The organism is Streptomyces sp. NPDC107546 (assembly GCF_055639175.1).
Window position 1 is genome coordinate 1,152 of the sequence record NZ_JBVKBA010000008.1, and the last position, 13,365, is coordinate 14,516.

Genomic DNA, 13,365 nt, shown 5'->3' on the forward strand with positions numbered 1-13,365 from the left:
GCGCCGTGATGACAGCCGCGAGGTCCGTGGCTACCGCCGTGACGACACCCGTTCCGAGGGCGGCTACCGCCGTGACGATCGGCCGTCCGGCCCGCGCCGTGATGACAGCCGCGAGGTCCGTGGCTACCGCCGTGACGACACCCGTTCCGAGGGCGGCTACCGCCGTGACGATCGGCCGTCCGGCCCGCGGCGTGATGACAGCCGCGAGGTCCGTGGCTACCGCCGTGACGACACCCGTTCCGAGGGCGGCTACCGCCGTGACGATCGGCCGTCCGGCCCGCGGCGTGATGACAGCCGCGAGGTCCGTGGCTACCGCCGTGACGACACCCGTTCCGACCGCGGCGGTTTCCGTGGGCGTGACGACCGCGGTGGACGTCCCGGTGGCTTCCGTGGGCGTGACGACCGCGGCGGTCGCCCCGGAGGCTTCCGTGGCCGTGACGACCGGCGTGGCGACGACCGGCGTGGCGACGACCGCCGCGGTGGCGGCGGCCGGTTCCGCGAGGACCGGGACCGGGAGCGCGAGCCGATCAAGCGGCTGCCGATCCCCGAGGACGTCACCGGGGAGGAGATCGACAAGGACGTACGGCAGGAGCTTCAGAGCCTGCCCAAGACGCTCGCCGAGGATGTCGCCAAGAACCTGGTGATGGTCGCCCGGCTCATCGACGAGGACCCGGAGAGCGCATACGCGTACTCGAGGGTGGCGCTGCGCCTCGCGTCCCGCGTCGCCGCCGTGCGCGAGGCGGCAGGCTTCGCCGCGTACGCCAACCACAAGTACGGTGAGGCGCTCGCCGAGTTCCGGGCCGCCCGGCGTATGACGGGCAGCGTCGACCTGTGGCCCGTCATGGCGGACTGCGAGCGTGGTCTCGGCCGGCCCGAAAAGGCGCTGGACATGGCCGGTGCGCCCGAGGTGCACAAGCTCGACAAGGCCGGTCAGGTCGAGATGCGGCTGGTGGCAGCCGGTGCGCGCCGCGACATGGGGCAGCTCGACGCGGCGATCGTGACGCTGCAGAGCCCCGAGCTGGCGTCCAACTCCGTCCAGCCGTGGACCGCGCGGCTGCGGTACGCGTACGCCGACGCGCTGCTGGCCGCCGGTCGTGAGGGCGAGGCACGTGAGTGGTTCGCCAAGGCCGTCGAGGCCGACAGGGACGGCAGCACGGACGCTTCCGACCGGCTCGCCGAGCTGGACGGTGTGGAGTTCGTCGACGCCTTGGACGAGGGCGAGAGCGAGTCCGACGCAGCCGGGGACGACGGCGACAACGACTGACGCCGGTAGGCGACACCGGGACGAGACAGGGCGGGACCCCAGCGGGTCCCGCCCTGTGGCATGTCAGAGCTCCAACGCTCGCAGCACCAGCCCCGACGCCGGTTTCGGGCCGAAGGACGTCGACTTGCGCGGCATCGTCACGCCCTGGCGGGCCAGTTCGCGGACGACCTCCTCGCGGACCGGGTGCATCAGGACCGCCGTGCCGCCGTCGCGCTCCGCCTTCTCGACCGTGGCGGCCGTGTCGTGGATGTAGGCGATGTGTTGCGGCGAGTCCTCGGGGATGCGCCAGACGTGTTCCAGGAGCGCGGCGTGCAGGACCGTCGCGTCCAGCGTGCGCCAGGCCTGGGGGCGGTCCGCCGGCACCGTACGGGCCAGGAGGTCCTGGGACGGCTGGTCGACCAGGTGGAAGGCGCCGTCGCCGGCGAGGAGGTAGGCGTTGCCGGCGCAGGCGGCGTCGGCCAGCACCTCCAGGGCCTCGGGCAGCGGCAGGCGCAGGTCGCGTACGCGGAACAGACCCTCGAGGGCGGACAGCGCCTCGGCGACCGGGAGCCGGTGCAGGAGGCGGTGGATCGCCCGGACCCGCAGCGGGTAGCGGACGGTGTCCACCAGCAGGACCAGGCCGTAGTCCCATGGGCTGGGGGAGGGGTGCTCCGCGCGTAGACGCACATAGGTCGCCCAGCGGTGGTGGCCGTCGGCGATCAGGGCCTGGTGCCGGGCCAGATCCGACCGGATCTCCGCCAGGGCATCAGGATCCGTCACCGACCACAGGCGGTGGCTGAAACCGTCCTCCGTGGTGGTGGCCAGCAATGGCAGGCGTTCGACGGTGCGTTCGACGACGGCCGTCGCGCCGGTCTCGGAGCCGGTGCCGCGGTAGGTGAGCAGCAGGGGTTCGAGGTTGGCGCAGGTGGCGCGCATCAGGGCCGCACGGTCCGCGATGACGTGCGGCATGACGTCCTCGTGGGGCAGCACCACCCCCTCCGAGGGCTCCGAGACACGCAGCGCCCCTATGAGGCCGCGCTGGAGCACCCCGCCGCCCCGCTGCTCGTAGACGTACAGGCCGGGCTCGGTGTCCGTCCTCAGGACGCCCTCGGCGAGCCAGCGGCGCAGGGTCTCCGCCGCCTGCTTGGTGCGCGCCGCCGGGGTGGCCGCCTGGGGCAGTATGAGGCGCACGATGTTGTGCGGGTCGGCCGACTCCAGATGGAGGAGTCCGTCCGGGCGCACGACGACGTCGTACGGCGGCGAGGTGACCGCGGCGAGGCTGCCGACGCGGTCAGGGTCGTAGCGCAGGCCCCGGAAGGGGGCCAGGTCAAGGCCCGTGTGCGCCGGTACGTCCCCGCGACCTGCAGTGTTCATTGATGCATCGTAAGTGCGTCAGTGCCGTGCGGGATGATCGGGGGAAGGCGATCGAACGAGGAGCGATGCGTAATGAGCCAGACCGTCAGGACGCGGCCCGAGGGCAGTGACGCACCCCTGAGCGAGGCGTACGACACGGCGCTGCTCGACCTGGACGGCGTGGTGTACGCGGGCGGGAGCGCGATCGCGCACGCCGTGGAGTCGCTGGGCGCGGCGAGCCGGGGCGGGATGCATCTGGCGTACGTGACGAACAACGCGCTGCGTACGCCGGACGTGGTGGCCGAGCATCTGACGGGGCTGGGGATACCGACGGGTGCCTCGGACGTCATCACGTCGGCGCAGGCGGTGGCCCGGCTGATCAGCGAGCAGGTGCCCGCCGGGGCGCGGGTGCTGGTGATCGGCGGCGAGGGTCTGCGGGTCGCGCTGCGGGAGCGGGGGCTCGTGCCGGTGGAGTCGGCCGACGACGACCCGGTGGCCGTGGTGCAGGGCTATGGCGGGCCCGAGCTGCCGTGGGGGCGGTTCGCGGAGGCGTGCTACGCCATCGCGCGCGGGGTTCCGTGGTTCGCGTCGAACACGGATCTGACGATCCCGAGCGCCCGAGGTATCGCGCCGGGGAACGGGGCGGCCGTCGAGGTCGTACGGATCGCGACCGGCGCGGAGCCGCAGGTGGCGGGCAAGCCGCTGCCGCCGATGCATCGCGAGACGATTCTGCGCACGGGCGCGCAGCGGCCGCTGGTGGTGGGGGACCGGCTGGACACGGACATCGAGGGCGCGTTCAACGGCGGAGTCGATTCGTTGCTGGTCCTGACGGGCGTGACGGACGGCGCGCAGCTGCTGGCGGCGCCTGCGCAGCACCGGCCGACGTACGTGGACGCGGATCTGCGCGGGCTGCTGACGGGGCAGCCGGAGGTGGTCGCGGCGGGCGGCGGTTTCCGCTGCGGCGGCTGGACGGCGACAGCGCAGGAGGAGAGGTTGCAGCTGGAGGGTGACGGGGAGGCCCTGGACGGGCTGCGGGCGCTGTGTGCGGCTGCCTGGGCGGCAGCCGGGGAGGGTTCCTGCGGGCTGGACGGCGCGAAGGCGCTGGCGCGGCTGGGGCTGTGAGCGGAGGGGACGGCCGGTCGAGACGTAAGCGAGGGTAGGCTAACCTAACTTGGGTGTTGGTCGACAGCCCTCCCGAACCGCGCGCGGACTCCGCCCCCGCGCCCCCGACCCGCCGGGCGATACGGTCCCTCGGGCTCCTCGTCTCGGTCGTGATCCTGGCGTTCATCGCGCTGGCGAGCATCGCGATCGGGGCCAAAGGGCTCTCGCCGGCGGAGGTCTGGCACGGCCTGTTCCACGACTCGGGGACGTACCCCGACGTCGTGGTCGGCGACCGGCTGTCGCGCACGGTGCTCGGCCTGCTCGCCGGCGCCGCGCTCGGTCTCGCCGGTGCCGTCCTGCAGGCGCTCACCCGCAACCCGCTGGCCGATCCGGGCCTGCTCGGCATCAATGCGGGCGCGTCCGCTGCGGTCGTCACCGCCATCACGTACTTCGGTGTCACCAGCCTGAGCGGCTATGTGTGGTTCGCCTTCCTCGGCGCGGCCGCCGTCGGGGCCCTGGTGTGGTTCCTCGGCGGCAGCCGGGGCGCCACACCGGTGCGGCTGGCGCTCGCCGGAACCGCGATCAGCGCCGCGCTCTACGGCTACCTCCAGGCCGTGATGATCACGGACGACGCGGCACTCGGCAAGATGCGCTTCTGGACCGTCGGCTCACTGGCCTCGGCCACGGACGCGACCATCCGGCAGGTCCTGCCGTTCCTGCTGGCCGGTACGGTCCTCTCACTCGCGCTCGCCCGCCCGCTGAACGCCGTGGCGATGGGCGACGACACCGCCCGTGCACTCGGCGCGCACCTGGGTCGCACCCGCGCCCTGTCCATGGCCGCCGCCACCGTGCTCTGCGGGGCCGCGACCGCCGCCTGCGGGCCGATCGTGTTCGTCGGGCTGATGGTCCCGCACGCCGTACGGTCCTTCACCGGCCCCGACCTGCGATGGATCCTGCCGTACGCGACCGTCCTGTCGCCGGTGCTGCTGCTCGGCGCCGACGTCGTCGGCCGAGTCGTCGCCCGGCCCGCCGAGCTCCAGGTCGGCATCGTGACCGCGCTGCTCGGCGGTCCGGTCTTCATCTTTCTCGTACGGCGACGGAGGACGGCCCAACTGTGAAGTCTCAGCATGTCCTCAGGGCCCCCGGCGGGCTGTCCTTCCGACTGGACGTCCGGGCGCTCGCCGTCGTCGTCCTGCTCCTGCTCGTCGCGCTCACCGGGAGCGTGCTGCTGATCGGCACCGGCGACTTCCCGATCCCGGCCGGGGACGTCCTCAGAACACTGGCCGGCGACGGCAAACCGGGTCAGGAGTTCATCGTCACCGAGCTGCGGCTGCCGCGCGTGCTCGTCGGCCTGCTGGTCGGCGCCTCGCTCGGACTCGGCGGTGCCCTCTTCCAGTCCGTCTCCCGCAATCCGCTGGGCAGCCCGGACGTGCTCGGCCTCAATCAGGGGGCGACGGCAGGGGCGCTGGTGGTGATCGTGCTGTTCTCCGGCAACGCCACCCAGGTCGCCCTGGGCGCGCTCGCCGGTGGCCTGGTGACCGGAGCCGCCATCTATCTGCTCGCCTGGAAGCAGGGCGTGCACGGTTACCGGCTCGTTCTGGTCGGCATCGGGGTGTCCGCGATCGCGACGGCGGTCAACGGGTTTCTGCTCACCAAGGCCGACATGGTCGACGCGGCCCGCGCGGTCGTCTGGATGACGGGCTCGCTCAATGGCCGCGACTGGGACCAGGTCGGGCCGCTGTTCGCCCTCTGCGCCGTGCTCGTACCGTTCGTCCTCGGCAACGCGCGTGGGCTGCGGATGATGGAGATGGGCGACGACGTCTCGTGCGCCCTCGGGGTACGGGTGGAGCGCGTACGGCTGCTGCTGATGGTGTCCGCGGTGCTGCTCACCGCCGGTGCCACGGCCGCCGCGGGCCCGGTCGGGTTCGTGGCGCTGACCGCGCCGCAGCTCGCCCGCCGACTCACCCGCTCGCGGCCGAACCTGGTGCCCTCCATGGTCATGGGCGCCACCCTGCTGATCGTCGCCGACTGGGCCTCGCAGCGTCTCTTCGGGGCGGACCAGCTTCCCGTGGGCGTGGTGACCGGAGTCCTCGGCGGCGCCTATCTGCTGTGGCTGCTGGTCACCGAGCGCAGGGCGGGCCGGATATGAGCCCGCGGAAGGGCCGGACATGAAGGCCGTGGGCGGACCGGACACGAACGACACCAGGACCACGAGGAGCACTGTGAACCGCCTCTGCGCCGACGGCGTCACCCTCGCCTACGACCAGCGCGTGATCGCCGAGCGGTTGTCCGTGGAGATACCCGACAACTCCTTCACCGTGATCGTCGGTCCGAACGCCTGCGGCAAGTCCACGCTGCTGCGTGCCCTGTCCCGGATGCTCAAGCCCGCGCAGGGGCGGGTACTGCTGGACGGGCAGGTCATCCAGTCGATGCCCGCGAAGAAGGTCGCGCGCACCCTGGGCCTGCTCCCGCAGTCCTCCATCGCACCCGACGGGATCACCGTCGCGGATCTGGTCGGGCGCGGCCGGTACCCGCACCAGGGACTCCTGCGCCAGTGGTCCGGCGAGGACGAGCGGGTCGTGAAGGAGTCCATGGCACGGACCGGCGTCGAGGAACTGGCCGACCGCTACGTCGACGAGCTCTCCGGCGGCCAGCGGCAGCGCGTGTGGATCGCCATGGCGCTCGCCCAGCAGACCCCGCTGCTGCTGCTCGACGAGCCGACCACCTACCTGGACATCCAGCACCAGATCGACGTGCTCGACCTGTGCGCGGAACTCCACGAGGAGCAGGGGCGCACCCTGGTCGCGGTCCTGCACGACCTCAACCACGCCGCCCGGTACGCCACCCATCTCATCGCCCTGCGCGGCGGCGGGGTGGTCGCCGAGGGAGCCCCGAACGACATCGTCACGGCCGAGCTGGTGGAGGAGGTCTTCGGCCTGCGCTGCCAGGTCATCCCCGACCCTCAGACGGGAACGCCGCTGGTGGTCCCGGCGGCGCGCAGGGCACGGGCACAGGCGGCCGCCGCTGCCGCTAAAGAAGCTTCCTGAGGCGGAACAGGTCCCGCAGTCCGGCCTCCAGCTTGACCCGGCCCGAGCCCCACGCCTTGGCGAAGTGCAGTTCCCCGTCGACCATCGCCACCAGGTCGTCCCCGGCCATGGCGAGTCTGATCTGGGCCTTCTCGCGCGGTGGCCCCTGGAGCGTGTCCAGCACCTCGATCCGGCCGTCCTCGAGGCGGCCGACGAAGGTGACGTCCAGGTCGGTGATATGGCAGCTCAGCGAGCGGTCCAGGGCCGCGGCCTCCCGCACGTCCCCTTCGGCGCCCGTCAGGTTGTCCGAGAACTTCTCGAGTGCGCTGCGGCACTCCTCAATCGTCGCCATCGTGAGCGACGGTACCTCAGAGCCTGTCAGCGCTTCGCGGTAGCGTCGTGGCATGAGCGACTCTGTGACGGAGACCGGGGCCCGGGCCCTGGCGGAAGCAGCGGCACCGGGGCCGGATGCTCCGGCCGACTCCGCGTCCGGGCCGGCGGACGTCCCCTCCGCGCCCGCCCCGCTGAACGTGCCCCGGACCCCCACCGGCGACGCCGATGTGGACGCGGCCCTGGAGCGTCTCGCCGACGCCGACCACCTCGCCACGGACGGGCACATCGAGGTGTACGAGGATGTGCATCGGGGGCTGCGCGACGCGCTCACCGCGCTCGACGCCCGACCAGGGCCTCCGGCTCCCACCCGTCACCAGACCACCACCCCTCAATGAGACCCTTCGGGCCGTACCTTTTGAATGACGTACGGGAACAGGAGCTGAACCGAACGTGGCAGGAGTCGCACGCCGCCGTCTCGACGCGGAGCTGGTCCGCCGGAAGCTCGCGCGCTCACGCGAGCACGCCGGCCAGCTGATCGCCGCCGGCCGGGTCACCGTCGGCAAGACCGTCGCGACGAAACCCGCCACGCAGGTCGAGACCGCTGCCGCGATCGTGGTGGCACGGGACCACAGCGACCCCGACTACGTCTCGCGCGGCGGCCACAAGCTCGCCGGCGCCCTGAAGGTCTTCGTCCCCCGGGGCCTGGTCGTCGAGGGACGGCGGGCGCTGGACGCCGGCGCGTCCACCGGCGGCTTCACCGACGTCCTGCTGCGCGCGGGCGCCGCGCATGTCGTCGCCGTAGACGTGGGATACGGACAACTCGCCTGGTCTCTCCGGAGTGATGAACGCGTCACCGTCAAGGACCGTACGAACGTACGCGAGTTGACGCTCGAAGCGATCGATGGGGAGCCAGTGGATCTTGTCGTGGGGGATCTGTCCTTCATCCCGCTCGGACTGGTGCTGCCCGCCCTGGTGCGGTGCGTGAAGCCGGACGCCGACCTGGTGATGATGGTCAAGCCGCAGTTCGAGGTGGGGAAGGAACGACTGGGCAGCGGCGGCGTGGTGCGCAGCCCGCAGCTGCGCGCCGAGGCCGTGCGCCAGGTGGCCGAGCGGGCCGCGGAACTGGGACTCGGGGTGAACGGCGTGACAGCCAGCCCGCTGCCCGGGCCGTCGGGCAATGTCGAGTACTTTCTGTGGCTGCGAGCCGGAGCACCCGCGCTGGACCCGGCCGACGTTGACCGTGCTGTGGCGGAGGGGCCGCGTTGACAACGAACCGAGCTCGTACTGTTTTCCTGCTGGCCCACACCGGTCGGTCCGCCGCCATCCGCAGTGCCGAGCTCGTGGTCAAGGGCCTGCTGCGCTCCGGGATCGGTGTGCGCGCTCTGGAGGACGAGGCGGCCGACCTTCCGCTGCCGGACGATGTGCAGCTGGTCAAGGAGGCCACCCCGCAGTGCCTCGACGGGTGCGAGCTGCTCATCGTGCTCGGCGGTGACGGCACCCTGCTGCGCGGCGCCGAGTTCGCCCGCGCCTCCGGGGTGCCGATGCTGGGCGTCAACCTCGGCCGGGTCGGCTTCCTCGCCGAGGCCGAGCGCGACGACCTCGACCGGGTCGTCGACCGGGTGGTGATGAAGGCGTACGAGGTCGAGGAGCGCATGACGGTCGACGTCGTCGTGCACAGGAACGGCGACATCGTGCACACCGACTGGGCGCTGAACGAGGCGGCCGTGCAGAAGGTCTCCGCCGAGAAGCTGCTCGAGGTCGTCCTGGAGATCGACGGGCGGCCGGTGACGGGGTTCGGCTGCGACGGCATCGTGTGCGCCACCCCCACCGGGTCCACCGCGTACGCCTTCTCCGCGGGTGGGCCCGTGGTGTGGCCGGAGGTGGAGGCGCTGTTGATGGTGCCGATCAGCGCGCACGCGCTGTTCGCCAAGCCGCTGGTGACCTCGCCGGACTCCGTGCTCGCCGTGGAGGTGCAGCCGGACACGTCGCACGGGGTGCTGTGGTGCGACGGGCGGCGGATGGTGGAGCTGCCGCAGGGGGCCCGGGTCGAGGTGCGGCGGGGGGCTGTGCCGGTGCGGCTGGCCCGGCTGCACCACGCTTCTTTCACCGACCGGCTTGTGGCCAAGTTCGCGCTTCCGGTCTCGGGGTGGCGGGGGCGGCCACAGTAGGGGACAACGGTTCGTCCGGTGCGGGTCCGTCGTGGCTTGGCGCTCCCCCAGGTTCCCGGCTTCGCTCGAACAGGGGGACCCCCATCGCGGCGGAGTCGCACATCGACACGGCCCCGCACCCCCTTCCGGGGCGCGGTGTACCCCCTGGAGTGACATGGGCCGCTCGCACTTCTCCCCGCCGACCTCGTAAGGTCTTCCCCGTGTTGGAGGAGATGCGGATACGGTCTCTCGGAGTCATCGACGACGCGGTCGTCGAGCTGTCGCCGGGCTTCACCGCGGTGACCGGTGAGACGGGTGCGGGCAAGACCATGGTCGTCACCAGCCTCGGGCTGCTGCTCGGCGGGCGCGCCGACCCCGCACTCGTGCGGATCGGGGCGAAGAACGCGGTCGTCGAGGGCCGGATCGCCCTGCCCGAGGACGCCTCAGTCGCCGTACGCGCCGAAGAGGCCGGGGCCGAGCTCGACGACGGGGCGCTGATCGTCAGCCGTACCGTTTCCGCCGAGGGACGCTCCAGGGCGCACCTGGGCGGGCGTTCCGTGCCCGTCGGCGTGCTGGCGGAGCTGGCCGACGAACTGGTCGCCGTGCACGGGCAGACCGACCAGCAGGGCCTGCTCAAGCAGTCCCGGCAGCGGCAGGCGCTGGACCGGTACGCCGGGGACGCCGTCGCCGTACCGCTCGCCAAGTACCAGGAGGCCTACCGGCGGCTGCGCGCGGTCTCCGCCGAGCTCGACGAGATCACCACGCGCGCCCGTGAGCGCGCCCAGGAAGCCGACATGCTGCGCTTCGGGCTCGAGGAGATCGCGGCCGTGGAGCCGCGGCCGGGCGAGGACGTGGAGCTGGCCGAGGAGGCCGAGCGGCTCGGGCACGCCGAGGCGCTGGCGTCTGCGGCGACGGCCGCGCACACGGCGCTCGCGGGCAACCCCGAGGATCCCGAGGGCGTCGACGCCTCCACCCTGGTCGCGGGCGCCCACCGGGCGCTGGAGGCGGTGCGGTCGCACGACCCGGCGCTTGCGGGGCTCGCCGACAGGATCGGGGAGATCGGCATCCTGCTGGGCGATGTGGCCGGTGAGCTGGCCGGGTACGCCGACGACCTGGACGCCGACCCGCTGCGGCTCGCGGCCGTGGAGGAGCGGCGGGCCGCACTCACCGCACTGACCCGGAAGTACGGCGAGGACGTGGGCGCCGTTCTCGCCTGGGCCGAGCAGAGCGCCACCCGGCTGACCGAACTCGACGGCGACGACGAGCGGATCGAGGAGCTGACCGCCGAGCGGGACGCCTTGCGGGCCGAACTGGGAGGTCTGGCACAGGAGTTGACGGACGCGCGGGCGGAGGCCGCCGAGCGGTTCGCCGCCGCCGTCACCGCCGAGCTGGCCTCACTCGCCATGCCGCACGCACGCGTGTCGTTCGAGATCCGGCAGACCGATGACCCGAACGGGGTCGAGGTCGGCGGGCGTACGGTCGCCTACGGGCCGTCGGGCGTCGACGAGGTCGAGCTGCTGCTCGCCCCGCACCCCGGCGCGCCGCCGCGACCCATCGCCAAGGGCGCCTCGGGCGGTGAGCTGTCGCGCGTGATGCTCGCCGTGGAGGTCGTCTTCGCGGGCACCGACCCCGTGCCGACGTACCTCTTCGACGAGGTCGACGCGGGTGTCGGCGGGAAGGCGGCGGTCGAGATCGGGCGCCGGCTCGCGAAACTCGCGAAGACCGCGCAGGTCGTGGTCGTCACCCATCTGCCGCAGGTGGCGGCATTCGCCGACCGACAGCTGCTGGTGGAGAAGACCAACGACGGCTCGGTCACACGCTCCGGGGTGAAGGTCCTGGAGGGCGAGGACCGGATCCGTGAGCTGTCCCGGATGCTGGCGGGCCAGGAGGACTCGGAGACCGCCCGCGCCCACGCGGAGGAACTGCTGGCCACGGCACGGGCGGACCGGTAGGCCACGGTCCGGACCTCTTGGACACGGTTTTGGACCTGTGGGGCACGGCTCCGGCGGGCGGCTTAGGGTGGCGGGATGATCACGCGTACCCGCAGGACCGTTTCGTTCGCGCTCGCCGCCGCCGTCACCCGGGCCGCCACCGCCGCCCTGCGTGCCGCGGCACCGGGCGGGCGGGAGCGTTGGGAGCGGACGAACCACGCCGGGCGGACCGTCGTGCTCTACCCGGGGCCCGCGGTGGCCGCGGCGGCCACGGCCGGGACCTGGCGGGTCTGCCCGGCGGCCGGGTTCGCGGTGCTGGCCGCCGGTGCCTGCGGGGCCTACGACGACATCGCCGGCGCAGGCGACCCGCGGCGGGGGTTCCGGGCGCATCTGTCGGCCCTGCGGGACGGTGACGTCACCACCGGTGCCGTGAAGATGTTCGGGATCTCGGCCGCCGCCCTCGCCGCGGGGGCCGTGCTCAAGGAGCGGCCCCTGGACAAGGTGCTCGCGGGTGTGGTGATCGCCGGAGCCGCGCACTTCGTGAACCTCGTGGACGTACGGCCCGGGCGCGCCGCCGGGGCCGTCCTCGCGCTGGCCGCCCCCGGGCTGCTGCGCAAGGGCGCCTGCGGGGAACTGGCCGCCGTCGCGATCGGGGCCGCGGCCGCCGCCCTCCCCGACGACCTGGGCGAGCGCGCGATGCTCGGCGACACCGGGGCGCACGCCCTGGGTGCCGCGTTCGGCGCCGCCGCCGTAGTGGGCAACGGGCGGGCCGGAGTCCTGGCCCATGCGGTCGCGTTCGTGGCCGCGGCGGTGTGCGGGGACAAGGTGAGCGAAGCGGCGAGGTCGTGGCGGATCGGGCAGCTGCCCGTGGCCCCCCTCCCGCCGGCCACCGTCTCACCCGTGTGAGTGACCGCGGCGCGCCCCCGGGCGCCCCCCGCACCGATCCCGCCCGCGCCCGCCGGTGCCGCAACACCCGCGCGCCCTGGCATCCTTGAGTCAACCGCGGTCCACCTCGCGCGGTCCACGCCCACCGCGCGATCCTTCTGTACGTTTCTTCGTGACCGTCCGACGCCGAACCAGGAGCCCCGGCCACGTGAGCCTCGCCAGCAGCCCCTCACCGCACGGCCGGTCGCCGCTGCGCACCGTGCAGGTGCTCGGCGGGGGCAGCGCGGGCAGCAGTGCGCACGTGCGCACACTGGCGGCGGGGCTGGTCGCCAGGGGCGTGCGTGTGACCGTGTGCGCCCCCTTCGCGGCCGAGCGCACCTACGGTTTCACCGGTGCCGGCGCGCAGCACGTCCCCGTGCCCCGCAGCACGGACCCCGCCTCCCTGGCCGCGCTCCGCATCGCCTGCGGCGACGCCGACCTGGTGCACGCGCACGGTCTGCACGCGGGCCTGCGCGCCGCGCTCGCCCTCGGCGGACGCCGCACCCCGCTCGTCGTCACCTGGCACACCCGGGCACACGCCGAGGGCGCCCGCGCCCATCTGCTGCGCCTGCTGGAGCGGCGGGTGGCCCGGGCCGCGTCCGTCGTGCTCGGCACATCGTCCGACCTGGTCGAACGGGCCCGCCGACGGGGCGCCCGCGACGCCCGGCTCGCCGCCGTCGCGTTCCCCGCACCCCGCAAGCCCACCGAGTACGAGGACCCCGACCGGCTCCGCCCCAAGCTCCGCGCGGAACTCGGCGCCACCGGCCGTCCGTTGCTCATGGCCGTCGGCGCCCTCGACCGGCACCGCGGCCACGACGTGCTGCTCGACGCCTCCCGCGCCTGGCGCGGCATCGACCCGGTGCCGCTGGTCGTGATCGCGGGGGAGGGGCCGCTGCGCACGGTGCTGCAGCGGCGCATCGAGGACGAGGGGCTCCCGGTTCGGCTGCTGGGGCGGCGCGAGGACGTGGCGGAGCTGCTGGCCGCCGCCGACGTCGCGCTGCTGCCCAGCAGTTGGGAGTCCCGGTCCGTGCTCGCCCAGGAGGCCCTGCACGCGCGCGTGCCGCTCGTCGCCACCGACGTCGGCGGCATCCGCGAACTCGTCGGCGACGCCGCCGAACTCGTCCCGTACGGGGACGCGGACGCGCTTGCCACCGCCGTCCTACGCCTCCTCGACGACCCGGCCAGGCGCGAGACGCTGAAGGAGAAGGGCACGAGGCAGGCCGCGACCTGGCCCACCGAGGACGAGACGGTCGCCCAGGTCCTCAGTGTCTACGACGAGTTGACCCAGGTGCGGCCCTACCCCTGAG

At 73.3% G+C, this 13,365-nt stretch carries 13 protein-coding genes; 11 read left to right on the plus strand and 2 right to left on the minus strand.

The genetic code is table 11. From position 1 onward, the window contains the following. The first annotated feature begins 535 nt into the window (after positions 1 to 535). Complete coding sequence (locus tag ACZ7L1_RS13745; RefSeq protein WP_471437385.1) at positions 536 to 1,264, plus strand: tetratricopeptide repeat protein; 729 nt, start codon at positions 536 to 538, stop codon at positions 1,262 to 1,264. A gap of 63 nt (positions 1,265 to 1,327) precedes the next feature. Here ACZ7L1_RS13745 and ACZ7L1_RS13750 read toward each other — a convergent pair whose 3' ends face one another. Then, positions 1,328 to 2,617: a DUF1015 domain-containing protein gene (locus ACZ7L1_RS13750; RefSeq protein ID WP_471436959.1), complete on the minus strand. Its 1,290-nt coding sequence runs from the start codon at positions 2,615 to 2,617 to the stop codon at positions 1,328 to 1,330. A 72-nt stretch (positions 2,618 to 2,689) separates the two neighbouring features. Between ACZ7L1_RS13750 and ACZ7L1_RS13755 the strand changes: the two genes are divergently transcribed. Genes ACZ7L1_RS13755 through ACZ7L1_RS13770 form a run of 4 tightly spaced genes read left to right on the plus strand, consistent with a single transcriptional unit; the run spans position 2,690 to position 6,744 of the window. After that, on the plus strand, positions 2,690 to 3,718 hold the full coding sequence (locus ACZ7L1_RS13755) for an HAD hydrolase-like protein (protein WP_471436960.1): 1,029 nt from the start codon (positions 2,690 to 2,692) through the stop codon (positions 3,716 to 3,718). A gap of 53 nt (positions 3,719 to 3,771) precedes the next feature. Continuing rightward, positions 3,772 to 4,815 (plus strand): FecCD family ABC transporter permease, encoded by a 1,044-nt coding sequence (locus ACZ7L1_RS13760; RefSeq protein WP_471436962.1) that lies wholly within the window; start codon positions 3,772 to 3,774, stop codon positions 4,813 to 4,815. Continuing rightward, the gene (locus ACZ7L1_RS13765; RefSeq protein WP_471436964.1) at positions 4,812 to 5,846 is read left to right on the plus strand and encodes a FecCD family ABC transporter permease; all 1,035 of its coding nucleotides are present in this window, start codon (positions 4,812 to 4,814) and stop codon (positions 5,844 to 5,846) included. Before ACZ7L1_RS13760 ends, ACZ7L1_RS13765 begins: the two co-directional genes overlap by 4 nt. A 19-nt stretch (positions 5,847 to 5,865) precedes the next feature. Further along, a complete protein-coding gene (locus ACZ7L1_RS13770; RefSeq protein WP_471436966.1) occupies positions 5,866 to 6,744 on the plus strand; it encodes an ABC transporter ATP-binding protein in 879 nt (292 codons plus the stop codon). Here the strand turns inward: ACZ7L1_RS13770 and ACZ7L1_RS13775 are convergent. Beyond that, positions 6,728 to 7,075 carry an SCP2 sterol-binding domain-containing protein gene (locus ACZ7L1_RS13775; RefSeq protein WP_471436967.1) on the minus strand — a complete coding sequence of 116 codons (348 nt, stop codon included), beginning with the start codon at positions 7,073 to 7,075 and terminating at the stop codon, positions 6,728 to 6,730. The two genes, ACZ7L1_RS13770 and ACZ7L1_RS13775, sit on opposite strands and share 17 nt — an antisense overlap. Positions 7,076 to 7,127: 52 nt before the next feature. On the opposite strand from ACZ7L1_RS13775, the gene ACZ7L1_RS13780 reads away from it, so the two are divergent. From ACZ7L1_RS13780 to ACZ7L1_RS13805, 6 genes are all read left to right on the plus strand, one after another. After that, entirely contained in the window at positions 7,128 to 7,451 is a 324-nt protein-coding gene (locus ACZ7L1_RS13780) for a hypothetical protein (RefSeq protein WP_471436969.1), read from the plus strand. A 55-nt stretch (positions 7,452 to 7,506) separates the two neighbouring features. Continuing rightward, positions 7,507 to 8,322, plus strand: coding sequence for a TlyA family RNA methyltransferase (locus tag ACZ7L1_RS13785; protein ID WP_471436971.1), 816 nt, complete (start codon positions 7,507 to 7,509; stop codon positions 8,320 to 8,322). After that, positions 8,319 to 9,224 (plus strand): NAD kinase, encoded by a 906-nt coding sequence (locus tag ACZ7L1_RS13790; protein WP_388997309.1) that lies wholly within the window; start codon positions 8,319 to 8,321, stop codon positions 9,222 to 9,224. The genes ACZ7L1_RS13785 and ACZ7L1_RS13790 overlap by 4 nt, the downstream gene beginning before the upstream one ends. A gap of 212 nt (positions 9,225 to 9,436) precedes the next feature. Continuing rightward, the gene (gene recN / locus ACZ7L1_RS13795; RefSeq protein ID WP_471436974.1) at positions 9,437 to 11,155 is read left to right on the plus strand and encodes a DNA repair protein RecN; all 1,719 of its coding nucleotides are present in this window, start codon (positions 9,437 to 9,439) and stop codon (positions 11,153 to 11,155) included. A 75-nt stretch (positions 11,156 to 11,230) separates the two neighbouring features. Next, the gene (locus ACZ7L1_RS13800) at positions 11,231 to 12,040 is read left to right on the plus strand and encodes a hypothetical protein (RefSeq protein WP_471436975.1); all 810 of its coding nucleotides are present in this window, start codon (positions 11,231 to 11,233) and stop codon (positions 12,038 to 12,040) included. A 187-nt stretch (positions 12,041 to 12,227) separates the two neighbouring features. Then, positions 12,228 to 13,364 carry a glycosyltransferase family 4 protein gene (locus ACZ7L1_RS13805; protein WP_471436977.1) on the plus strand — a complete coding sequence of 379 codons (1,137 nt, stop codon included), beginning with the start codon at positions 12,228 to 12,230 and terminating at the stop codon, positions 13,362 to 13,364. Position 13,365: the final 1 nt, after the last annotated feature.

What these genes read in the sequence shown, in the direction of transcription:
- ACZ7L1_RS13780 (WP_471436969.1), top strand. Translation starts at nt 7,128, where the DNA reads ATGAGCGACTCTGTGACGGAGACCGGGGCCCGGGCCCTGGCGGAAGCA.
- ACZ7L1_RS13800 (WP_471436975.1), top strand. Translation starts at nt 11,231, where the DNA reads ATGATCACGCGTACCCGCAGGACCGTTTCGTTCGCGCTCGCCGCCGCC.
- ACZ7L1_RS13770 (WP_471436966.1), top strand. Translation starts at nt 5,866, where the DNA reads ATGAAGGCCGTGGGCGGACCGGACACGAACGACACCAGGACCACGAGG.
- recN (WP_471436974.1), top strand. Translation starts at nt 9,437, where the DNA reads ATGCGGATACGGTCTCTCGGAGTCATCGACGACGCGGTCGTCGAGCTG.
- ACZ7L1_RS13755 (WP_471436960.1), top strand. Translation starts at nt 2,690, where the DNA reads ATGAGCCAGACCGTCAGGACGCGGCCCGAGGGCAGTGACGCACCCCTG.
- ACZ7L1_RS13775 (WP_471436967.1), bottom strand. Translation starts at nt 7,075, where the DNA reads ATGGCGACGATTGAGGAGTGCCGCAGCGCACTCGAGAAGTTCTCGGAC.
- ACZ7L1_RS13750 (WP_471436959.1), bottom strand. Translation starts at nt 2,617, where the DNA reads ATGAACACTGCAGGTCGCGGGGACGTACCGGCGCACACGGGCCTTGAC.